This window comes from Rhodococcus sp. 5A-K4, from assembly GCF_046097995.1.
Lineage (GTDB): Bacteria > Actinomycetota > Actinomycetes > Mycobacteriales > Mycobacteriaceae > Rhodococcus_F > Rhodococcus_F erythropolis.
This window is the reverse complement of sequence record NZ_JBJURM010000004.1, coordinates 253,148-275,559: the sequence shown is the minus strand read 5'-3', so window position 1 is coordinate 275,559 and position 22,412 is coordinate 253,148. Positions and strand designations below refer to the sequence as shown.

Below are 22,412 nucleotides of genomic sequence, written 5' to 3'. Positions count from 1 at the left end.
CCTAGATCTCGAACCGAGCTCCGACGCGCATCGACCCGGGAGACAACCGGCTGATCGTGCGTCCGAGCTTGGCTTCGACGGTCACGGGCACCACGGCCTTGTTCGTGCGAACTGCTTTCACGATCGCACTGGCCACCCGGTCGGGGGTGAAGTTGCGTTTGCGGTAGAAGTTGTCGACCTTGGTTTGATTCTCGAGTTGTTCCTCGGCGGTGGTCCCGGCGAACTCGGTGGTCTTGAGGATGTTCGTGTGCACGAGGCCGGGGCAGATGGTGCTGACGCCGATGCCGTGTGGAAGCAGCTCTGCCCGTAGGCAATCCGAGAGCATGAATACCGCTGCCTTGCTTGTCGAATACGCGGTGAGGGCCTTCTGGGGTGTGTAGGCGGCAGCCGAGGACAGGTTGACCACGTGTCCGCCGGTTCCCCGGTCGATCATCATCGGGGTGAATGCCCGGCAGCCGTAGACAACTCCCCAGAAGTTGATGTCCATGACGCGCTCGAACTGGCGCTGCTCGGTGTCGGCGAATGTCCCGGAGAACCCGATTCCAGCGTTGTTGACGACGATGTCCGGCACGCCGTGATGCGCCGCGACTGTCTCCGCGAATCGAATCACGGCCTGTTCGTCGGACACGTCGACCTGGTAGGCGTGCGAACCGCCACCGAACACCGCTTCGGCTCCGCTGGCCTGAGTGGGTGTGTTGATGAGCGCCGCAGTGTCCTGCGCGCTTTCGAGGTTGATGTCGGAGACGACGACGATAGCTCCCTGGGCCGCGAAGGCGAGGGCCGTTTCACGCCCGATGCCGCTGCCTGCACCGGTGACAACTACGAGCGTGCCGGTGAGGTCGCGTAGTCGACGCTGCAACTTCGTGCCGCGTCGCCAGCCGGTGACGTCCTTCAGTAGCCCCATTGGTTGCCCTTTTCGTGTGTACGTTTGCGGCGTGTGTCTCTAGCTGACTTCCCCTCTGCGAAAGGTATCCGATGAGGGGGCTTCGTGTCGTACGAGTCGTTCGAGTCCGCACATCTGCAGGCTGCACTGGCCGCGGCTGCCCACTCCTCGACGCTGCTCCGGCGATTCACCCGTTGAGGACACTCGAATCGGAATGAATTCCTGACCTTCGCTAACGGCCTGACCTGCAAATGTCGCTCGAAAACTGAACAATCTTCTCGCTGCATTCCACTGAGCGGGACCTGCGACTAATACCTGTGCCTTACATCACAAACTGTCTCGACAATGCTTCACATCACAGTTTCTGACCTGGAGGTTTTGAATGAGTCGCAGTTCTCGGCGCGGTCACCGCAAGGTTGCCGCCGTCGCGCTGGCTGTCTCCGCCGGCCTGTTCGTCTCGTCGTGCGCTGACAGCGGGAACGGAGGTGGGAGCGGCGACGCACCGGATTCCGGTTCAGGGTTGTCCATCGGCCCGGTCAACGAGCAGTCCGGCGAGGGTGACGCGGTCAAGGGCGGCACGCTCACGTTCAGCGGGTACTCCGCTGTCACGAATCTCGACCCTGCGAAGACGCAGATCGCCGGTTCGGTCGCCGGTTCGGAGCTGGGCGCCATCTACGACACCCTGCTGCGCTACGACCCGGCGTCGAAGGAATTTGTTCCGAAACTCGCGGAGTCGATGGAACCGAGTTCCGACTTCAAGACGTGGACTCTCGAACTGCGCGACGGTGTGAAGTTCAGCGACGGGACGCCGGTGGATTCGGCGGCCGTTTCGGCGAGCCTCAATCGCTACGTCACCAACAAGGGGCCGCAGTCGAGCCTGTACGCGTCGAAGGTTGCGTCGGTCGACACCCCGGACGCGTCGACGGTCGTCTTCAATCTTGTCGACCCGTGGACCGGTATCGAGTCACTGCTCTCCACCGGACCCGGCATGATCGTCGCGCCGAGCGCCCAGCAGGGCGATCAGTTCACCCCGATCGGCGCGGGTGCGTTCACCCTCGCGAAGTTCGCTCCCAACGAGGAATTGATCCTCGACGCTCGGGAAGACTACTTCGACGGTGCCCCGAACGTGGACAAGCTGCGGTTGATCAGCATCGTCGGTTCACAGTCCACCACCGAATCCCTCAAGAACGGCGGCACCGACGTCGCGTACATGCGTTCGCTTCCGAACGTCCTGGATCTGATCGACTCCGGCTACCCGGGCTTCGTCGACATTCCGTCGCTGTCGTACCTCTCGCTCGTCAACACGGCTCCCGGTCGTCCCGGTGCCGACGTGCGGGTGCGTCAGGCATTGGCGCTCGCGACCGATCCCGTCGCTATCGACAACCGACTCAACGAAGGTAAGGGTCTACCCGGCCAGGTCATCTTCCAGGACACCTCTCGCTGGCACAACGACGTCGCTCCGATCGGCGTAGACACCGCCAAGGCGAAGCAGCTTCTCGACGAGGCCAAGGCCGACGGTTTCGACGGCAAGATCACATACCTGACGCTGCAGGAGAATTCGGCGCAGGCGATGGCTCTGGCGTTGCAGTCGATGGCCAACGCCGTCGGTTTCGATTTCCAGATCGAGTACGTCAACTCGGTTGCCGACGTCGTCAAGCGTTTGTACGCCGACCGCGACTTCGACATGGCAACAGGTTCGGCCAACCTTGCGGAAGCCGATCCGTTCGAGCGTCTCTACTCGAACCTCAAGTCCGGTGGACGAAACAACGCCACGAGCTTCTCCGATCCGGAGATCGATTCGCTGCTCGACCAGTTGGGTGTAGCGACGTCGAACGACGCGAAGATCGAGGTGCTCGCCAAGATCCAGGAGCGCGCCAATGAGGTTGTGCCGTGGCAGGTTTACGGCAACACCCCGTGGCTCGGTGTGTGGGGGCAGAACGTCCACGGCATTCAGCAGAGCCTGGACGGAATCATGTTCTTCGACAAGGCCTGGAAGAACTGAAGGCCTCTGAAGAACTAAAGAACTGACCAGACCCGAGAAGCGTCCCCGCGGGGACGCTTCTCGGCATCAGAGAGTGTGACCGATCAAGAAGTGAGATCGAGGGCGGCGCGAACGATGCTGTCGGAGTCGAGGCCGTGGTACCGGTAGACGTCTTCGAGTGAACCGACCTGACCGAACCGGCTCACTCCGAGCGCAGCACCCGGAACGTTGTTGATTCCCGTCAGGAACGCGAGGGTGTGCGGGTGCCCGTCGAGAACGGTGACCATCGGCGCGGACCGGCTACTCGGAAAGACCTGATCCAGGATCCACGACGGACCGTCCGCGAGACCGCGCCGAGACTGGAGCGCTTCGAAGAGCAATCCGGGGCTGGTCACGCACACGACGTCGGCGGAAATGCCTTGCTCGCCCAGTCTTTCGGCTGCGACAAGTGTTTCGGTGACGGTGGCACCCATACCGACCAGGGTGATGGCCGGATCAGGGTTGTGCCGCAGCGTGTACGCGCCGGCCACCACCTGACGTCGACGGCGTTCTCGCGCAGCCGGATCGGTCGGCACCGCGGCCAAGGCCTGATCGACCGGACGGGTCGACAGACGCAGATACGACGAGCTGCCGTCTGGTCGGCCGAGGCGTCCGATGCTGTCGAGGAGCGTCCACTCCACGTCGACGGCGAATGCCGGTTCGAAACTGACGCATCCCGGCTGTTCGAGTCCGATGGACGGGGTCTTGATCGACTGGTGCGCACCACCTTCGGCTGCCAGGGTGACGCCCGACGGAGTGCCGACCATGATCGACTGTCCACCGGCGTAGATGCCGTACGACCACGGTTCGAGAGCCCGCTCGATGAAGGGGTCGTACATCACGCCGATGGGGAAGAGTGGCTGGCCCCAGCGACTCCAGGTTGCACCGAGTTCGCCCATCAGTCCGACCAGGTTGGTCTCGGCGATACCGAGTTCCATGTGCTGACCGGTGGGCTTCTCACGCCAGTGCATGATCGTTTCGGCGTCGTCGGCAAACCAGTTGTGCCGCTCGTTGGGGGACCAGACCCCGACCTTGTTCAGCCACCCTGCCAGGTTGGTGGTGGAACTGACGTCCGGGCTCAGTGTGACAACACGTTTCGCGGCGTCCGGCGCCTCTCGGCTCAGGTCGAGTAGCACCCGACCGAGAGCTGCCTGAGTGGTGGATGTGCCGGAGGGGGTACGGCCGATGTCTTTCGGAACTGCCGGGGGCATCAGATGCTCCACCTTCGGGCGAGCCAGGCGCTCAGCGGTTTCGGCGCAGATGCGGCCAGACGGGCCGTCCGCCTCGAACCGTTCCCAGGGCTTCGACGGATCCATGCCGAGTTCCGCCGCCAGAATCTCGTACTGCTCGGTGGTGAGTAGCGACGAGTGGTTCTGCGGATGGCCCTGCGTCGGCAGGCCCCGGCCCTTGATCGTGTACGCGATGATCACGGTGGGACGGGTGTCGTCGATCTGCGCGTACGCCTCTCGCAGAGCGTCGAGGTCGTGGCCACCGAGATTGCGGATGGCCTCGAGCACCGTGGCGTCGTCGAGGTCGTTGATCAGCGACGTGATCGCGTCGGCGTCCGCCGCGTCGCCAGGCAGCCTCAGACGGACCTCGTCGGCCGTGCATCGCAGCAGACGCTGGTACTCCGGATTCGGCATGTCCAGGATTCGTTCGCGCAACGCTGTGCCGCCCGGCCGGGTGAACAGTGATTCCAGGAGCGCGCCGAATTTCACGGTGATGACCTGCCAGCCGGCGCCCGAGAACATGCGTTCCAGGCGGGTTGCCGCGATGTTCGGCACCACCCGATCGAGCGATTGGCGGTTGAGGTCGACGATCCACACGATCTCACCCAGTTCGGCGACCGAATGATCGAGAACTGCTTCCCACACAGCGCCCTCGTCGAGTTCGGCATCACCGACAAGGGAGTACTGACGCCCGGTTCCGGCGCCGCCGAGGGAGGCGTCGACGTATCGGCGTGCGATGGCGCCCCAGATTGGAGCCGTCGCACCGATTCCCACAGATCCGGTCGAATAGTCCACCGGATCGGGATCTTTTGATCGACTCGGGTAGCTCTGCAGGCCCCCGAACTCGCGCAGCGTTGTCAGGTACGACTCGTCGAGTTCACCGAGCAGATAGTTGATGCCGTGGAGCACCGGAGCCGCGTGCGGCTTGACGGAAACCCGGTCGCCGGAACGAAGTTGGCCGAACCACAGCGACGTCATGATCGAGACCATCGACGCGCACGAGGCCTGGTGGCCGCCGACTTTGAGCCCACTGGGATTCGGACGGACACGGTTGGCGTGATGGATCATCGCGGTCGACAACCACAGAACACGCTTCTCGATCTCCGCCAGTGGCTCGGGAGCGTTCTGGTTGATGCTGGGGCTGTTCACGGCCGGTCCTGCCTTCGATAGTTGACATCGATCGCCACACCGCCTGTACCCCAGATCATGGGGCCGACGATGTGGTTGTGATGTTTGGCAGGACTTCCTGAGGCCGAACCGTTCGGCGCGGCAAAGTCCAGCCGCACCTGTCGATCTGTTGTGCAGATTCTGCGTCAAAGTCCATCATCGGCATACAGATTGGGCAATAGCTACCCAGTGGATTGAGCAATGTGCGCAACACCGAGGCCTGTGCGCCGTGCGAGGTGGGCACTATGCGCAGCACACTGCGAGTCGTGCGCGCTCAATCCATCAGATCGTGGACGTAGCACCAGCGCCAGGATTCGCCGGGCTCGTGCGAGCGCATGACCGGGTGCGCGGTGTCGCGGTAGTGGTTGGTCGCGTGCTGATGGGGGCTGGAATCGCAGCACCCGACGTGGCCGCAGGACAGGCACATGCGCAGGTGAGACCAGTTATCCTCGCCCAACTCGGCGCACTCCTGGCAGACGCCGGGCGTCAGCGCCGCCGGGTCCGTTTCGGGTGCATTGGTTAGTTCCTCGCAACCGGTCGGAGCGGGTGCGGGCTGCTGTGTGCGAGTTGCTGCTCGCTTCAGGATTTTCTTCATCGCCTTCCATACTGCATGCTGCCAGAGTGAACGGCATATTACTGGGGGTTGTAGTAGCGGCGTTGCTGGTGGCGGCGGTCGCGCGAAGGTTCGGATTGTCTTCGCCGCTGATCCTTGTCCTGGTCGGTTTGATCGCCTGCCAGATACCCGGTGTTCCGGAGTTGGAGCTCGATCCGGACCTCGTCCTGTTCGTCGTGTTGCCTCCACTTCTGTACTCGGCGGCGCTGGACAGTTCATACCTGGCACTGCGGTCCAATCTGCGTCCGATCGGATTTCTCGCAGTGGGGCTGCCCCTGGCGACGACGGCAGCGGTGGGCTTTGTCGCCTACCTGATCGTGCCGGAGTTCTCGATTGCGGCCGCACTGGTTCTCGGCGCCATCGTGGCGCCGCCGGACGCGGTGTCCGCGAGCGCAATCGGACGCAAGCTCGGTCTGCCGCGCCGAATCATGACCCTGCTGGGCGGGGAGAGCCTGCTCAACGACGCCACCGCTCTGACTGCCTACAAGGTCGCTCTCGCGGCGGCGGTGGGTACCGGTGCGACACTGATCGGCGGCTTCGAGACCTTCCTCGTCGCAGCGGTCGGTGGAACGGTGATCGGCCTCGCGGTGGGCTTTGTCATCTCGAAGGTTCGCGGCAAACTCCAGGATCCGGTGATGGAGAGTGGAATCGGATTGGTGGTGCCGTTCTTCACCTACCTGGCTGCTGAAGAGGTCCACGCGTCGGGCGTCATCGCGGTCGTCGTGGCCGGATTGTTCCTCGGCCAGCGCTCCACGCGCGCGAGTTATGCGACGCGCTTGCAGGACACGGCAGTGTGGAAGGCCGTCGACCTGATCCTGGAGTCCTTCGTCTTCCTGTTGATCGGGCTCCAATTGCCCAGTGTTGTCAACGGATTGCAGGGGTACAGCACCTCGATCGTCGTCTGGGCGTCGATTGCTGTGCTCGTGACCGTCGTGGTGGTGCGGATCGCCTGGGTGTTCCCGTTCACGTACGTACCGCGTTGGCTGTCGCCCCGTATCCGAGCGAGGGAGCCGGAGATTTCGGCGCGGGCAGTGTTCGTCGTGTCGTGGGCCGGTATGCGAGGGGTCGTGTCGCTGGCTGCTGCCTTCGCCATTCCGTTGACGGTCAACAGTGGTGAAGACTTCCCAGGCCGTTCGCTGATCCTGTTCCTGACGTTTGTCGTCGTGGTCGGCACGCTGCTGCTGCACGGCCTGACGTTGCCGTGGGTCATCCGTGTCCTCGGTGTGCAAGGAGACGAGGAGCAGTCCGACGCACGCGCCGAGGCGGCGGCTCAGGACAAGGCTGCACGCGCTGCTGCGGCGCGCCTGGACGAATTGGTCGGAGCAGACGCCGACGACGTCCCTCAGGTCCGCAATCGCGCCGCGGACATTTTGCGAAGCTGGAACACCCACCGCGCGAACTCGGCGTGGGAGCGACTGGGACGCAGCGACGAGGATCTGGGGGAGAGCCCGTCGAACGCCTTCCGCTCGCTGCGCCTCGAGATGATCGATGCCGAGCGAGGTGTGTTCATCGCCGAGCGCGATGCCGGCCGGATCGACGACGAGGTTCTTCGCAAGGTACTTCGAGAGCTCGATCTCGAGGAAGCCACGCTCGACCGGGACTAGACCGGCTGGTCTGATGTCGGTGAGGGTAATCGCTGGCCAGGGTCGGTTTACCTGGCCGTTGAGGCCTGCAACTTAACCGATTCCACTGAGCGAGACTCGATCCAATTTTCTGTGCCTCCCGTCACAGACTGTTTCGTGTTCAACATCACGTCACGGTCTTACCCCGCCTTGGAGGCATTCGAATGAGTCGTAGTTCCCGCCGCGGAAGTCGCAGATTGGCTGCGGCTGCGCTGGCGATCACCGCAAGTATGTTCCTGGCGTCGTGCGCCGACAACGGCTCGAGCAATGGCGGCGGCGAATCTGCTGATTCCGGTTCCTCGCTGAAGATCGGCATGGTCAACGAGCAGGCCGACCCCGGCACTCCCACCAAGGGCGGCACGCTGACGTTCAGCGGCTACTCGGCGGTCACGACTCTCGATCCCGCGAAGGCTCAGGTTGCCGGCGCCACCGGTGGCAGCGAGCTCAGCGCCATCTACGACGTGCTCATGCGCTACGACCCCATCGGGCAGAAGTTCGAGCCCAAGCTCGCCCAGTCGCTCGAAGCGAGTTCGGACAGCAAGACCTGGACGCTGAAGCTCCGCGACGGTGTGAAATTCAGCGACGGAACAGCTTTCGATTCCAAGGCAGTGGCGGACAGTATCAACCGCTACGTCACCAACAAGGGACCGCAGTCGAGCCTGTGGGCTTCCAAGGTTGCCTCGATCGACACCCCCGACGCGACGACTGTCGTCTTCAACCTCGTTGATCCGTGGACGGGCATCCAGTCGATGCTCGCTACCGGACCCGGCATGATCGTCGCCCCGAGCGCGCAGCAGGGTGACCAGTTCACCCCGATCGGTGCGGGCGCGTTCACTCTCGAGAAGTTCGCTCCCAACGAGGAACTGCTCTTGGCTGCTCGCCCCGACTACTACGACGGCGCGCCGAACATCGACAAGCTCAAGCTGATCAGCATCGTCGGCGCTCAGCCCACCGCCGAAGCACTCAAGACCGGCGGCATCGATGCCGCGTACATGCGTACGCTCACCCCGATCCTGGATCTGATCGAGTCGGGTTACCCCGGCTTCGTCGACATCCCGTCGCTCGGCTACATCGCGAACGTGAACATGGCCCCGGGTCGCCCGGGCTCGGATGTTCGTGTCCGCCAGGCGATGGCGCTTGCCGTCGATCCGGAGACGCTCAACACCCGCGTCAACAACGGCAAGGGACTGCCCGGCCAGGAGATCTTCCAGGACACCTCGCGCTGGCACAACGACGTCGCACCGATCGGCGTCGATCCCGCCAAGGCGAAGGAACTGCTCGATCAGGCCAAGGCCGACGGCTACGACGGAAAGATCACCTTCCTCTCCATCCAGGAACCGTCCGCCCAGGCAACGGCTCTGGCCATCCAGGCAATGCTCAACGCTGTCGGATTCGACGCTCAGATCGAATACGTCACCGGTGCAGGTGATCTGGTCAAGCGGATGTATGCCGATCACGACTACGACATGAGCACCGCAGCACTGAGCCTCGCCGAGGCCGATCCCTACGAGCGTCTGTACACGGGCATCAAGTCCGGCGGCCGTAACAACGCCACCGGCTACTCCGACGCCGAAATGGACGCTCTCCTGGACAAGTTGGGCGTCGCAACCACCGACGACGACAAGAAGGCAGTCCTGGCACAGATTCAGGAGCGCGCCAACGAGACCGTCCCGTGGCAGGTGTGGGGCAACGTCGCCGCACTCGACGTCTGGAACCAGAACGTTCACGGTCTCGAGCAGAGCCTCGACGGAATCGTGCTCTTCGACGGAGCTTGGAAGTCCTAGAGAGCCTGAAGTCCTGGAGAGCTTGAACCAAGACCTGAAATCAGAGGAACTGCTGTGTATTGCGAGCTCGCTGTCCGAAGGAGACGAAATCGATGAACATCGGCGCAATAGGTAAGAAATTGGGCCAGCTCGTCATTGTGATCCTGATCGTCAGCTTCGGAACCTTCGTGCTGGCATCACTGATCCCCGGCGATCCTGCTGTCTCCGTTCTCGGTGAAGGCCGAACGCCCGCCGAGTACGAGGAAGTTCGGCAGCAGCTCGGGCTCAACGATCCACTCCTGGTTCGCTATTGGGACTGGCTGACCAGCGCTCTCCAGGGCGACCTCGGTAATTCGCTTGTTCCTCCGCAGCAGGACGTTCTGACTGCGATCGGCTCGGCACTGCCCGTCAGCGTTCAGTTGGCCGTGATGGGTCTGGTCATCGCACTCGTCGTCGCCGTGCCGCTCGCACTCTGGTCGGCGCACCACGAAGGCGGCGTCATCGACCGCGTCATCAGCGCCGCGACGTTCGGTGTTCTTTCCGTCCCGAGCTTCCTCGCCGGTCTGTTGCTGATCATGGTCACCGTCAATTGGCTCGGCTGGTTCCCGCGATCACAGTGGGTGCGCATCGGGGACAGCCTCTCCGGAAACCTCTCACACGCAATACTCCCGGCGATCACCATCAGCCTCCTCGAGATGGCGATGTTCACTCGCGTTCTCCGATCCGATCTGGTGACGACGCTCCGTGAGGATTACATCCTCGCTTCGAAGGCGAAGGGAATGCCCACGCTGCGAGTGCTTTTCAGTGACGCGCTCCGCCCGTCGTCGTTCTCGCTCATCACGATGATGGGTCTGGCTCTCGGCGGCATGATCGGCAGCACCGTGATCGTCGAGACGCTCTTCTCGTTGCCCGGAATGGGCACGCTCATCGTCCGCGCAGCGCAGCAAGGTGATTCGCCGATGCTGCTTGGCGCGGTGGTCGTGATCGCGGTCATCTACGTCCTCGTCAACAGTGCGATCGATGTTCTGTACACCTATCTTGACCCGAGGAGTCGTCGTGTCCATGTCTGAAGTGACGCCAGACGGAGCGGCCCCGTCGCCGGCCCCGTCCGAGGTGATGACATACCGGCAGCAGACAGTCCTGCTGGCTCCCGGTCCCGTCGAGACGTTGGAACAGCCCAAGAATCTGGTCCTGATCGGATCGATTCTCACGGTGATCGGCGTTGCGCTGCTCGGCACCGCACTCTTCGGTTCGGCCATCATGATGACCGTCCGCATCGTGCTCGCGCTCGTTGCCCTGGTTTTCCTCTTCAAGGGTCTCGGCAAACTCGGTACGTCCAAGTGGGGCAGTCAGTTCGATCTCTCGTACTGGTTGGCGTGCATCTGGCTGGCCGCGCTGATCCTGGCCGCGATCTTCGCACCGCTGCTGCCGCTCGGTGAGTACAAGGACACGGTCAAGACCTTGGCCGAGCCGGGCTTCGCCTCGCCGAGCCTGCTCTCCGATCACCCGCTGGGTACCAACAACTTCGGTCTCGACCTGCTTGCCCGCGCTTTGTTCGGTGCCAGGGCATCCTTGACCGTGGCCATCTGCGCCGTACTGATCGGCATGATCATCGGCGGCACCATCGGCGTCATGGCCGGTTACTTCCGCGGCAAGGTCGACGCAGTCGTCGGAATCCTGACCAACTCGCTGCTGGCCATTCCTTCTCTGGTGCTGTTGATCGCACTGGCCGCGGTGCTCACGTCGAACCTGCGCAACATCACCCTCGCACTCTCGATTCTCTGCATTCCCAGCATGGTTCGAATCGCCAGGGCCAACACCATCGTCGTCGCCCAACGGGAGTTCGTGCTTGCCGCGCGGGCCATGGGCGCCACCAAATGGCGCGTCATCTGGCGCGAGTTGGTTCCCAACGTCCTCGTTCCGGTCGCCGCGCTCGGCCTGGTGGCCGTCTCCGGCCTGATTGTCGCGGAAGCATCACTCAGCTTCCTCGGACTCGGTATCGCACAACCTGATCCGACCTGGGGCAACATGATTGCGGAAGGCCAGGGCGGGATCGTGGAGAAGCATCCGTTCATCGTTCTGGTTCCCGGCGTCTTCCTCTTCCTGACGGTGTTCTCCTTCAACCTCATCGGCGAGAAGTATCGGAGTAAGCTGTGACCACTTCAGTTCAGAACGGCGTTCCGCTACTGCAGGCGGACAACATCAGGACCGTATTCGCCACTCCGCGTGGCCAGTTGCGAGCAGTCGACGGTGTCTCGATCCACGTTTCCGCCGGTGAAACTCTCGGTATCGTGGGTGAATCCGGTTCCGGCAAGTCGGTTCTCGGACGCACCATCATGGGTCTGCTGCAGAAGGGTCCGGCTCTGGACATCAGCGGGACGGTGACGTTTGCCGGCCGCGACATGTCGACCATGAAGAAGTCGGAGATGAAGCACTTCTGGGGACCCGAGATCGCCATGGTCTTCCAGGATCCGATGACCTCGCTCAATCCGTTCAAGCGCATCGGCACCCACATCACCGAATCCTTGAAGTTCCACCTGGGTCTGAAGAAGGACGCGGCCCGCGATCGCGCTGCGGAACTCCTGTCGATGGTGGGTATTCCCGAGCCCAAGCGTCGGCTCGATCAGTACCCCCACGAACTTTCGGGCGGTATGCGTCAGCGTGTGGTCATCGCGATGGCCCTGGCCTGCGAGCCGAAACTGCTGATCGCGGACGAGCCGACCACAGCGCTCGACGTGACCGTGCAGAAGCAGATCCTCGACCTGCTCGCCTCGCTCAACGACAAGCTCAACATGGCCGTCATCCTGATCAGCCACGACCTCGGTGTGGTCTCGGGACGATCGGATCGCGTCGCCGTCATGTACGCCGGGTCCGTCGTGGAAACGTCGGCCACCGAGGAGTTGTTCACTCGTCCGCGCCACCCGTACACCGAAGCGCTGATGGCCGCGATTCCGCGACTCGAATCGCCGACGCACACAGTGCTGCAGACAATTCCGGGTGGACTGCCGGACATGACGAAGCCGATCACCGGTTGCCGCTTCGCCGCTCGCTGCCGGTATGCCCAGGACGACTGCCTGACCGGCGAACCGGCTCTGGCTCCCGGCGGCCTGGGAGACAACACAACCGAAAGCCACACGTTCGCGTGCCACTACCCGGTCGACACCCCTGAAGGCACAACGGCATTGGTCGCCAACGAGAAGGCCGGCACTACCGCAGCGGGCCTCTCGCTCGCGGTGAAGGAGATGGTCTGATGACTGCAGCAACCGATACCAGGAAGCCCGAGACGGTGGACGCGGCCCTGACGGTCGAGGATCTGGTCGTCGAATTCAACGTCGGCAAGGGGCAGACCGTTCACGCCGTGTCCGGGATCAGCTTCACCGTCGCTCCGGGTGAAACCTTGGGCGTTGTCGGTGAATCCGGCTGTGGCAAGTCCACGGCGGGCCGGGCGATCATGCAGTTGCCCTCACCGACGTCGGGCTCCATTCGCCTCGGAGAGACGGAAATGACGGCACTGGGCGCGGAAGAACTGCGTCGCAGTCGCACTCAGTTGCAGATGATCTTCCAGGACCCGATCTCCTCCCTGAACCCTCGTCGCAAGGTCAAGGCTCTCATCACCGAGGGTCCGTCGATCTGGGGCGGAAAAGACAAGGCCGCCATCGAAGCTCGGGCACGCGAGGTTCTTGCCGAGGTCGGGTTGGACCCGGACATGGTGTGGGACCGAACCCCGCGCGAACTCTCGGGCGGACAGTGCCAGCGTGTGTGCATCGCCCGTGCATTGATGCTCGACCCCAAGGTCCTGATCTGTGACGAGCCGGTCTCGAGCCTCGACGTCTCCGTGCAGGCGCAGATTCTGAACCTGCTCGAGGATGCGAAGAAGCGTCACGGGCTGTCTTTGCTGTTCATCGCGCACAACATGGCCGTCGTGAAGAACATCAGCGACCGCGTGATGATCATGTACTTGGGCCGCGTCTGCGAAATCGTTCCCGCAGAAGACATGCAGAACCGTGCGTTGCACCCGTACACGCAGCTACTGCTGTCGTCGATTCCCGATCCTGATGCCACCGTCACCGCAGCGCAGAACGTCGAGCAGAAGGTCATCGAGCTGCCGTCGCCGCTCAATCCGCCCAGCGGCTGCCGGTTCCGTACTCGGTGCCCGCTGGCCACGGATCTCTGCGCCGAGGAAGTTCCCGAACTTCGTCTCGTCCAGGGCGGTCATCAGGTGGCGTGCCACAACGTGTGACTACACGCGAAGCATGTTGCGTACGTGACCGGTTTCGTTGATCGACCCGACCCTGCGGCTTCCGTCCCGGGAAACAAGAATTCGCGTGACGGACACGTACTCGATCGGGAAGGTCAACGGACGCTCCAGCCCGAGTAGTTCCTGCAGAACGATATTGATGACGCCGCCGTGGCAGAAGATCGCCACGGTGGCGTTGTTGTCGGTTGCGGCGACGACGTCGTCGATCGCACCGAGGACTCGCGCACGAAAAGCGTCGCCGTCCACCGACTCGGGTAGCCATCCGGCCTTGATGCGCGCATACGTTTCCGGTGCGCGTTCCAAGACCTCGTGCATCGGGATGTAGTGGGGCTGCTCGTAGTCGTACTCCGCCAGACCCTCGAGCTGGGTGACCGGAAGATCCAATGCCTGCGCTACCGGGTCCGCGGTCTCGAGTGCGCGCTTCTGCGGGCTACTGAAGAGCCCGGTGATCCGGTAAGGGGCCAATGCCGCAGGCAGCCGAAGTGCCTGCACGCGACCGGCGTCGGTCAGTGAGGGATCGGCGAAGCCTTCGGTGACCTCGGCGAGTTCGGGGAGCGCGTGTCGGATCAGGAGTAGTTGCACCCACGTCACCTTGCCATGTACAGATCGACGGCCACCACGAGGTTTCGGCCTTCGCGTTTCGCCTGGTACATGGCGGTGTCGGCGATGTCGAGCAGAGCGTCCATCTCGGCCATTGCCTGATCTACCCAGGCGACTCCGATACTGACCGTTCCGGCGAAGCCGCGGATGGATCGGGAGTGCGCCTCCTGCCTCTGTCTGATGCGTTCTGCCAGGGCAATTGCTTCCTCGAATGTGCAGTCGGCGGCGGCGACGGCAAATTCCTCACCGCCAAGGCGACCGGACAGTCCCAGTCCTTCGGTAGTGGCGAGGAGGGTGTTTCCGAACTGTTCGAGGACCGAATCTCCGGTGAGGTGGCCGAGGTTGTCATTGATCGATTTGAAGTGGTCGAGATCGAGCATCATGACGGCGATCGATTTTCGCGCTGTGTGTTGGGTGTCGAGGAGTTCCTGCGACTGGGTCCAGAACGCATGTCGGCTCAGCGTTCCGGTCAGGGCGTCGCATTCGGCGATGCGTTGGAGTTCACGTTCAGCGCGTCGCTGTGCGCCCGTGGCGACGGCTACGGCGATGGGGGAGAGCGCCATCAAGATGACGGAGATTCTGGTGGTTACACCTTCGCTGAGCAGATGAACCGGATCGGCCAGGGCCAACCGCCCCTGGCCCGCCATGATCAGCGCCCACGCGCTCCACCCAGCCGCGAGGAGCGAAGTGCTGAACAGCGAGACGCGCATCGCGCACCACAAGAGCGCCGGCATCGGAAGCAGCAATGCGAGGGCTCCCTGCACTTCGAGGGCCAGCGGGAGGCAGGCGAGGAGGGCTGCCAGCGGCAGAAGGATCTGGGCGACCCGTCGAAGTCGCAGATTCTGCCGCACGGACGGCCCGAACGTACGACGGACGTGGTCGAACGGAGGTGCGGAAAGAAGGATCGGCAGCACGATCAGATAGGTGCACAGGTCGGCGAAGAACCAACCCACCAATTCCGTTCCCGCACCGCTTCCTTCGTGGAGTTGAGTGCGCAGTGCGCTGGCGGACCCAGCCGTGAACGACGCCAGAACCGAGACGACGAAGATTCTGGTCGTGTACTTCGTCTCGGAGATCCGCCGCGGAAAACAGCCGAGCAAGTTCGCGGCGATCAATCCTGTCGTGACGCCGACCAGATTGATCGCATTCAGTTCGAAGGCCCTCTGCACGGGGCTTCCGGTCGCAAGATCCGCCGTCAGCAGCGCAGCGCCGCCGACAGCGAGTCCGATCGGCGCAAACGAGCGCGGGTTACGAAGGAGAATGCCCAGAAGGATCGCGTTGGCGGGCCAGAAGGTCGACAGAAACCCGGGCGGACGGGCGGCGATGCCGGCGAGTGCGACAACGAGTATGGCGACGAAGATCAGCGACGAGCGCACCCGGGTTGTCGAACGATCCATGGCCAGCCTGTCGTAGAAAGCAGAAGCTGTCCGAGCCTAGCAATGATCCGGCTACTGTCCGAGTTGTACGTTGAAGTGTCATTCCCGAGGGTTCGGCTGCGTGAGGCGTCGAATCAAGTTCGCCAACTCCTCGGGCTGATCGATCATCGCGTGGTGATGCGCCGGGCGCAGGACGTGAAAACTCCCGCCGAGGTAGGTGGCGAGTTTCTGCTGCTTTGCCATCCAGGCGATGGACCAGGGAGTGGTGTGGCCAGTGTGTGCAGCGACGACGCTGAGGTCGATGTCGGGCAGTGGATGCTTGCTCGAGCGTCGTAAAGCGGTGAGCTCCAGCGCCATATCGGTGTACGCGACGTATTCGATCATCGCCGCCTCCAGATAGTGAGGCTCGCGGTAGATCTTCCTGACCCATTCGAGGGTGGCTTCGGACGACCCGCTCGGCGGCACGGACTGGTTGAGGATCTTGCGCGTCGTGGTGCCGAGGAGTCGTTGGAGTCCGGTGGTGCTGAACGAGGCCGCGGCGGCCCGGGAGGCGATCAGCAGCAGGTCGCGGGGGAAAAGACGTTTCGGTTCTTTCTCGGCACTGGAATCGAGGAGCAGCATCCCCGCCGCCCGATCGGGGAACAGTCGCGCGAAGCCTTCGGCGTAGAAGCCGGCGATGGAGTGGCCGACGACGACGGCCGGACCAGTCAGTCCCAGAGTGTCGAGCACGTCGCGGATCCGCTGAGCTTCGCCGCGGACGGTCGGCACGTCGGAAGACGGCTCGCTGAGTCCGAAGCCCGGGCGATCGAAGCGGACGACGGTGTGGTCCGACTGGAGATGACGCGCGCAGTCATCCCAGTCGAACCAGTTGCCCGCCAGCCCGCCGCACAGGACGACGACGGGGCCGTCGCCCTCGGCAAGAACATGAAGTCGGCTCTCGCCGACCTGCAAGATCTCGCCCGGTGGTTTCACGTGGAACAATTCCGGCACGTGAGAATCCGGACTACTGACGCGGTTTCGCGAGGGGGAAGGCCAGCGTCTCGCGGATGCTGCCGCCCGTGATCAGCATGACGATTCTGTCGACGCCCATCCCGAGACCACCCGTCGGCGGCATCGCGTGTTCGAGGGCTTGGAGGAAGTCCTCGTCCAATTCCATCGCTTCGGGATCGCCGCCGGCCGCGAGCATCGACTGCTCGGTGAGCCGGTTGCGCTGATCCACGGGGTCGGTCAACTCGCTGTACGCGGTTCCCAGTTCGACACCCCATGCGACGAGGTCCCACTTCTCGGCGACGCCGGGGATGCTGCGATGCGGCCGGGTGAGCGGAGACATCGAGGTGGGGAAGTTCGTGTAGAACGTGGGGAACTCCGTGTAGTCCTCGACCAGGTGCTCGTACATCTCCTGCGCGATGGCGCCGGTATCCCAGCTGGACTGGTACGGGATCTCGTTGGCGTCGCACAGCTTCTGCAGGTCTTCGAGACTCGTCTCGGGGGAGACGTCGACGCCAAGCTTTTCGGCGACGGCGCCGTGCATCGTCTTCACCGGCCACTCGCCGGAGATGTCGACCTCGACCAATTCGCCGTCCGGGCCGGGTCGCATGATGATTTCGCGCCCGAACGCTGCGACGGCCGCCGCCTGGATGAGCTCGCGGCACATCCGCATCATGCCCTCGTAGTCGCTGTGCGCCTCGTAGGCCTCGAGGATCGTGAATTCGGGATTGTGTTTGAAGTCGACGCCCTCGTTGCGGAACACGCGGCCGATCTCGAACACCTTCTCCATACCCGCGACGCACAACCGCTTCAGGTACAGCTCGGGTGCGATGCGGAGATAGAGGTCGAGGTTGTACGCGTTGATGTGTGTCAGGAACGGAGCGGCGTTCGCGCCGCCGTGCACCTGCTGCAGGATCGGGGTCTCGACTTCGAGGTATCCGCGACCACCGAGTGAATCGCGAAGCGACTTCACGACGGCACTTCGAGCTTCGAGCAGTTCGCGGGCCTTCGGGTTGAGGGCGATGTCGAGGTACCGCTGGCGGACTCGGGTCTCGGGATCCGAGAGGCCCTTCCACTTGTCCGGCAGCGGGTGCAGGCACTTGCCGTTCATGCGCCACTCGGCGGCGATGAGCGACAGCTCGCCCTTGCGGCTACGCCCGATGGTTCCGCTGACTTCGATCAGGTCGCCGAGATCGAATTCGGCAGCGAACTCCGCCAACTTCTCGCGGCCGACGTTGTCCTGGTCGACCAGAACCTGGATGTCGCCGGACCAGTCGCGCACGTCGGTGAACACGACTCCGCCGTAGTCGCGAACCCTCAGCAGGCGTCCCGCGATGCGTACGCGGGTGCCCTCCGGCGACTTCGCTGCGGCGGCAATCGTGTGGGTCGGCGGATAGGCGACGGGGTAGGCGGCGATCCCTTCGTCGGCGAGTTGCGCGAGTTTGTTCATGCGCACCCGGACCTGCTCGGGTCGACGCGGACCGTTGGTCGTGAACGACGGCGCCGAGTCCGGCGGGCTGCCGTCGGCGTGCAGTCCTTCGGAAGTCACCAGAGCTGCCGGCACCGCCGCATGTGTTCCGGTGTGCTTGACGACCTGGCTCGACTTGCGGCCGAAACTGGGCAGCACCACAAAGCCTTCGGCGATGGCCGACGCGAATCCGACGCGTGGAAGCTCACGGTTGTCCTCGAAGCAGAGAAAACGCGGCTCCCAATCCGGCTGGTACTTCACGTTCGAGCGGTACAGCGCTTCGAGCTGCCACCAGCGGGAGAAGAAGACGAGCACCGAGCGCCAGATGCGGAGGATCGGGCCGGCGCCGATGCGCGAACCTTCCTCGAACACCGAGCGGAAGACGGCGAAGTTGAGCGAGACCCGCACGACGCCGATCTCGTCCGAACGTGTGGCCAACTCCGAGACCATCAATTCGACGACACCGTTGGGCGCCGTCGGCTTGCGACGCATCAGGTCGAGCGAAACGCCGTTCGGTCCCCACGGCACGAGCGAAAGCATGCCGACGACGCTTTCGTCCTCCGTGCCTTCGCCCATGACGGCTTCGACGAGGAGGCAGTCGCCGTCGAGGTGATCGCCCAGTCGGCCGAGTGCCATGGAGAAGCCGCGCTCGGTGTCGGTGTCACGCCAGTCGTCCGCGCGGATGATGACGGCCGCCATGTCCTCGGGCGGGATGTCGCGATGGCGTCGCATCCGCACGGTGACGCCGTGGCGCCTGACGCGGGTGACGGCCTGGCGTACCGGGCGCATGTCGCGTCCGTTGAGGTTGAACTCGCGGGTGCGCAGGATCGCTTCGTCGCCGAGTTGCAGGACGCTCAAGCCTGCCTTCTTGTACGCCGTCGCCCCGGTTTCGCTGGCGCCCATGACGGCTGTCGCCCAGCCGTACTGCGAGGCCAGGTCCTGCCACGCTTCGATGGCGTGCGGCCACGCTTCGGGATCGCCGATGGGATCACCACTGGCGAGGCAGACGCCGATCTCGACGCGGTAGGTGATCGCGGCCTTGCCGCTCGGCGCGAAGATGACGGCCTTGTCGCGGCGGGTGGCGAAGTAAGCGAGGGAGTCGTCGGCGCCGAAGTTCTGGATCAACCCGCGGATCGCGGACTCGTCGTTGCCGGTGAGGGCGTTGTTGGAGCGTTGCGCGCGGAAGAGCGTCATAACTGCGGCGAGTAGTGCGATGGCGCCGAGGAGACCGAGGACCGTGTTGACGAAGACGCGTGGATGGCCGTCGAACACCTCGTTGTCGACCGAAGCCGCCGCGGTGACGCGGTTCAGGGCCCAGAGGAATCGCTGGTTCTGCGGCAGGTCGCCCGGGAAGAGTTCGACAAGGCCCCAACCGATCACGGTTGCGACAGCCATGCCGCCGATCAGTACGCCGAGCGCTTTCCAGCCGGCGCCGCGTCGTACGCGTGTGTAGAACTCGGGCCTCGCGGCGATGAGGATTCCGATCACGACAAGCAAAACGACAGCGGCGACGGCGTTGTTCGGGTTCTTGTCGACAATCGTGGAGGCGATGTTGGTGAGGGTGATCAGCGCGAGGTAGATCGTCAGCAGCCACCAGGCGATGCGCTTGCGACTCGCGAGGGCCGCGGCGAGCAGGGCGACGACGAGCGCCCACGACAGGCTCGTATCCGGTGCGTCGAAGTAGTAGCTGTCGATGTATTCGCGTGGGACGCGGAGGATGTGCCGCAGAACCGGCGAGATGCTCCACAGGAACACCAGTACGGAGAAGACTCCGAGGATCAATCCCGAGATATGGGGAACCTGGCTGAACCGCCCTTTGCGGAATCGCCGCGCCTGGCGCGGATTTTCGGGTGGCGATTCCACCAACTCTGCAGTGGTGTCCGATACCTCGGTCAATGGTGCCATCGAGCTTCCTCTCCTACCGGTCGATCAGATCCTCACGCTAAGTGTGGTCTGTCGTGTCCAGTTTTGTGGGAGGAGGAAGATGATTGACATGACCGACAACATTCCAGCAGTACCCATCCGCGACGAAATGATTCGGCTCGGTCAGTTTCTCAAGCTCGCGAACCTCATCGAATCGGGCGCGGAGGCCAAGGAAGTGATCGCCGACGGCATGGTTTCGGTCAACGGTGAGGTCGAAGATCGTCGGGGCCGCCAGCTTCGTGACGGCGATGTCGTCGAGATCGGCGGGATGGCCGCCAAAGTGGAAGCCCCCGCCTGATCCCGCGACTTCTGACTAGCTTTCGCGAACGACGACGCCGTCCTGGTCGCTGTAGACGATCTCGCCGGGGTTGAAGGTGACTCCGCCGATTTCGATCGGCACGTTCTTCTCGCCCGAACCGGTCTGAGTGCTCTTGCGCGGGTTGGTACCCAGCGCCTTGACGCCGATGTCGAGGGTGCGCAGGATCGCCGAGTCGCGGACAGCTCCGTTGACGATGACGCCGGCCCAGCCGTTGTCGACGCCGCGGCCGGCGATGATGTCGCCGACCAGCGCGGTGTGGATGCTCGCGTCACCGTCGACGACGAGGACTCCACCGTTGCCCGGTTCGCTGAGGGTCTGCTTCACGAGCAGGTTGTCCTGGAAGCACTTGATGGTCGTGATGGGGCCGGCAAACACTTCACGTCCACCGAACTGGGTGAACTGCGTGTCGCAGCTACGGATGTCGGGTCCGATCTCGTCGGCAAGGTCAGCGGTCGCTACAGGCTCGGTCATGCCCCACAGGATAGTCGGCAGAGAGTTGACCACGGGTTCCCAGACCTATGCCGCATCCGGTAGACATCGACGGTGGACACATCGCGCTGGTACCGATCGTTCGCGGAAGTGGAAGCCCGAGGGAACTCCGAGGTCTACGAGGAATGGGGCAACGGCGTATCGGAGGATCCAGCAGACCTCGCTCTGATCGATCGACTTCCAGAACCCCGCAGGCAACCCAACCTGATATTCGGGGCGAGCCGTCACCTCGGTGCACCGGTCGCGCCGTATGCGTCGTTTCGCCGGTGGCTGAGGGAGAACTGGTCTGCGGTTGAACAACTTGCGCGGATCCGGACTACCCAGACCAATGAAGCAGGCCGCGCTGCTGTGTTGCTTCCCGTTCTCGGGTTGTTGAAGGGCCCGCTCTCCCTCATCGAAGTCGGTGCTTCGGCGGGCCTGTGCCTTTATCCGGACCGCTACAGCTATCTCTACGACGGCGAAAAGTATCTGCATCCAGTCGATGGTCCGTCCACCGTTCTGCTGGAGTGCGCGACGACTGGCAGTCCGCCGATTCCGGAGAGCGTCCCAGACGTGGTGTACCGGGCGGGCATAGACCTGAATCCACTCGATGTACGCGACACCGACGACATGAGATGGTTGGAGAGTCTTGTGTGGCCGGAGCAGGACCATCGCCGTCAGCGATTACGCGACGCTGCTGCACTCGCTCGTGTGGATCCACCGCATCTGGTTCGCGGAGATCTCACGGCGGCTGTTGCCGATCTGGTCCGGCGTGCGCCACAGAACACAACGGTCGTGGTCTATCACAGTGCAGTCCTCAACTATCTGACCCTCACTGCCAGAGAGGAATTCGCAGAAACTGTTCGTGCTTTGCCATGCCACTGGATAGCCAACGAAGGTCTTGGGGTTCTGCCCGAAGTCGATGCCAAGTTGACGGCATCACCAGAGGCGCGCCGTGGCAAATTTGTTGTCTCTCTTGACGGCACACCCCGCGGGCTAGCTGGTGGCCATGGGCAGTCCCTCGACTGGTTAGACCAAACCCGCACGGCGCCAGTAGGTTAGGTGCTGGGAAGTATGCCGTTCAGCACTATGTCGGCGAGAGAATCGGCAAACGGTCCCGGGTCCGAGACGTCACGAACCGACAGCGCGAAGATGGCCGCGCCCGCCATGATGTCGAGGAGAGCGTCGGCGTCGACGCCACTTCGGATGTCGCCGCGCTCCCTCGCCGCTTCCAGTCGACGGTTCAGCTCGACGCGGACTCCGGCCAGTTGCCGCACCACGAGAACGTCGCGTAATTCCGCGTTTGTTCGCACTTCGCTCATCAGTCCGGGCGCCGCGGCCCGGGTGGCGGGAGCGGCGAACAGTGCCACCGCGCCCTGCACAAGCGCGCGAATCTGATCCGCGATCGTGCCCTCGGCGCCGAGTTCGGTGTCGATGTCCGCGCCCTGTTCGACGTCGAGTACCGGATAGATCGCGTCGTTGACGATGTGTGCCTTCGACGGCCACCGACGGTAGATGGCTGGACGCCCGACTCCCGCGCGCGTCGCGATGGCGTCGATGGATGTGCCGGCGTACCCCTTTTCCTCCAACAGTTGCCTGGTCGCGTCCAGTACTGCGTCGTCGATTGCAGGGTTTCGCTGCGGGCCCAGGCGGTGCTGAGTTTCGGAATCTTTGGACATTTTGGGCAAATCCCTTGCGGTATCGCTGTGATGGCCG

At 63.5% G+C, this 22,412-nt stretch carries 18 protein-coding genes; 9 read left to right on the top strand and 9 right to left on the bottom strand.

The annotated features are described in order from the left end of the window. Position 1: 1 nt before the first annotated feature. Complete coding sequence (locus ACKAMS_RS08055) at positions 2-904, bottom strand: SDR family NAD(P)-dependent oxidoreductase (RefSeq protein ID WP_020968018.1); 903 nt, start codon at positions 902-904, stop codon at positions 2-4. A gap of 361 nt (positions 905-1,265) precedes the next feature. Between ACKAMS_RS08055 and ACKAMS_RS08050 the strand changes: the two genes are divergently transcribed. Then, complete coding sequence (locus tag ACKAMS_RS08050) at positions 1,266-2,885, top strand: ABC transporter substrate-binding protein (RefSeq protein ID WP_408988845.1); 1,620 nt, start codon at positions 1,266-1,268, stop codon at positions 2,883-2,885. An 83-nt stretch (positions 2,886-2,968) separates the two neighbouring features. Here ACKAMS_RS08050 and ACKAMS_RS08045 read toward each other — a convergent pair whose 3' ends face one another. After that, positions 2,969-5,281, bottom strand: coding sequence for a transketolase-like TK C-terminal-containing protein (locus tag ACKAMS_RS08045; RefSeq protein WP_020968019.1), 2,313 nt, complete (start codon positions 5,279-5,281; stop codon positions 2,969-2,971). A 292-nt stretch (positions 5,282-5,573) separates the two neighbouring features. Beyond that, complete coding sequence (locus ACKAMS_RS08040) at positions 5,574-5,894, bottom strand: UBP-type zinc finger domain-containing protein (protein ID WP_269577403.1); 321 nt, start codon at positions 5,892-5,894, stop codon at positions 5,574-5,576. A gap of 26 nt (positions 5,895-5,920) precedes the next feature. Between ACKAMS_RS08040 and ACKAMS_RS08035 the strand changes: the two genes are divergently transcribed. From ACKAMS_RS08035 to ACKAMS_RS08010, 6 genes are all read left to right on the top strand, one after another. Next, on the top strand, positions 5,921-7,516 hold the full coding sequence (locus ACKAMS_RS08035; protein WP_020905652.1) for a Na+/H+ antiporter: 1,596 nt from the start codon (positions 5,921-5,923) through the stop codon (positions 7,514-7,516). A gap of 182 nt (positions 7,517-7,698) precedes the next feature. After that, entirely contained in the window at positions 7,699-9,318 is a 1,620-nt protein-coding gene (locus ACKAMS_RS08030; protein WP_020968021.1) for an ABC transporter substrate-binding protein, read from the top strand. Between the two features lie 92 nt (positions 9,319-9,410). Further along, positions 9,411-10,367, top strand: coding sequence for an ABC transporter permease (locus ACKAMS_RS08025; RefSeq protein WP_019746259.1), 957 nt, complete (start codon positions 9,411-9,413; stop codon positions 10,365-10,367). Beyond that, complete coding sequence (locus ACKAMS_RS08020; RefSeq protein WP_020968023.1) at positions 10,360-11,454, top strand: ABC transporter permease; 1,095 nt, start codon at positions 10,360-10,362, stop codon at positions 11,452-11,454. The genes ACKAMS_RS08025 and ACKAMS_RS08020 overlap by 8 nt, the downstream gene beginning before the upstream one ends. Continuing rightward, positions 11,451-12,548, top strand: coding sequence for an ABC transporter ATP-binding protein (locus ACKAMS_RS08015; RefSeq protein WP_020905655.1), 1,098 nt, complete (start codon positions 11,451-11,453; stop codon positions 12,546-12,548). The genes ACKAMS_RS08020 and ACKAMS_RS08015 overlap by 4 nt, the downstream gene beginning before the upstream one ends. Next, positions 12,548-13,537 (top strand): ABC transporter ATP-binding protein, encoded by a 990-nt coding sequence (locus tag ACKAMS_RS08010; RefSeq protein WP_020905656.1) that lies wholly within the window; start codon positions 12,548-12,550, stop codon positions 13,535-13,537. Before ACKAMS_RS08015 ends, ACKAMS_RS08010 begins: the two co-directional genes overlap by 1 nt. On the opposite strand, the gene ACKAMS_RS08005 is transcribed toward ACKAMS_RS08010, so the two are convergent. The 4 genes from ACKAMS_RS08005 to lysX form a co-directional block, all read right to left on the bottom strand. Next, complete coding sequence (locus ACKAMS_RS08005; protein ID WP_020968024.1) at positions 13,538-14,137, bottom strand: histidine phosphatase family protein; 600 nt, start codon at positions 14,135-14,137, stop codon at positions 13,538-13,540. A gap of 5 nt (positions 14,138-14,142) precedes the next feature. Then, complete coding sequence (locus ACKAMS_RS08000; RefSeq protein ID WP_020905658.1) at positions 14,143-15,552, bottom strand: GGDEF domain-containing protein; 1,410 nt, start codon at positions 15,550-15,552, stop codon at positions 14,143-14,145. 78 nt (positions 15,553-15,630) lie between these two features. Continuing rightward, positions 15,631-16,521: an alpha/beta fold hydrolase gene (locus tag ACKAMS_RS07995; protein ID WP_020968026.1), complete on the bottom strand. Its 891-nt coding sequence runs from the start codon at positions 16,519-16,521 to the stop codon at positions 15,631-15,633. A gap of 13 nt (positions 16,522-16,534) precedes the next feature. Further along, positions 16,535-19,891, bottom strand: a complete 3,357-nt coding sequence (gene lysX, locus ACKAMS_RS07990; protein ID WP_047889516.1) for a bifunctional lysylphosphatidylglycerol synthetase/lysine--tRNA ligase LysX — start codon at positions 19,889-19,891, stop codon at positions 16,535-16,537. Between the two features lie 88 nt (positions 19,892-19,979). Between lysX and ACKAMS_RS07985 the strand changes: the two genes are divergently transcribed. Continuing rightward, the gene (locus tag ACKAMS_RS07985; RefSeq protein ID WP_003943569.1) at positions 19,980-20,207 is read left to right on the top strand and encodes an RNA-binding S4 domain-containing protein; all 228 of its coding nucleotides are present in this window, start codon (positions 19,980-19,982) and stop codon (positions 20,205-20,207) included. A 15-nt stretch (positions 20,208-20,222) separates the two neighbouring features. Here ACKAMS_RS07985 and rraA read toward each other — a convergent pair whose 3' ends face one another. Then, the gene (gene rraA / locus ACKAMS_RS07980) at positions 20,223-20,699 is read right to left on the bottom strand and encodes a ribonuclease E activity regulator RraA (RefSeq protein WP_003943552.1); all 477 of its coding nucleotides are present in this window, start codon (positions 20,697-20,699) and stop codon (positions 20,223-20,225) included. A 72-nt stretch (positions 20,700-20,771) separates the two neighbouring features. Between rraA and ACKAMS_RS07975 the strand changes: the two genes are divergently transcribed. Further along, entirely contained in the window at positions 20,772-21,758 is a 987-nt protein-coding gene (locus tag ACKAMS_RS07975; RefSeq protein WP_408988844.1) for a DUF2332 domain-containing protein, read from the top strand. On the opposite strand, the gene ACKAMS_RS07970 is transcribed toward ACKAMS_RS07975, so the two are convergent. Next, positions 21,755-22,375, bottom strand: coding sequence for a TetR/AcrR family transcriptional regulator (locus ACKAMS_RS07970; protein ID WP_041814434.1), 621 nt, complete (start codon positions 22,373-22,375; stop codon positions 21,755-21,757). The two genes, ACKAMS_RS07975 and ACKAMS_RS07970, sit on opposite strands and share 4 nt — an antisense overlap. Positions 22,376-22,412: the final 37 nt, after the last annotated feature.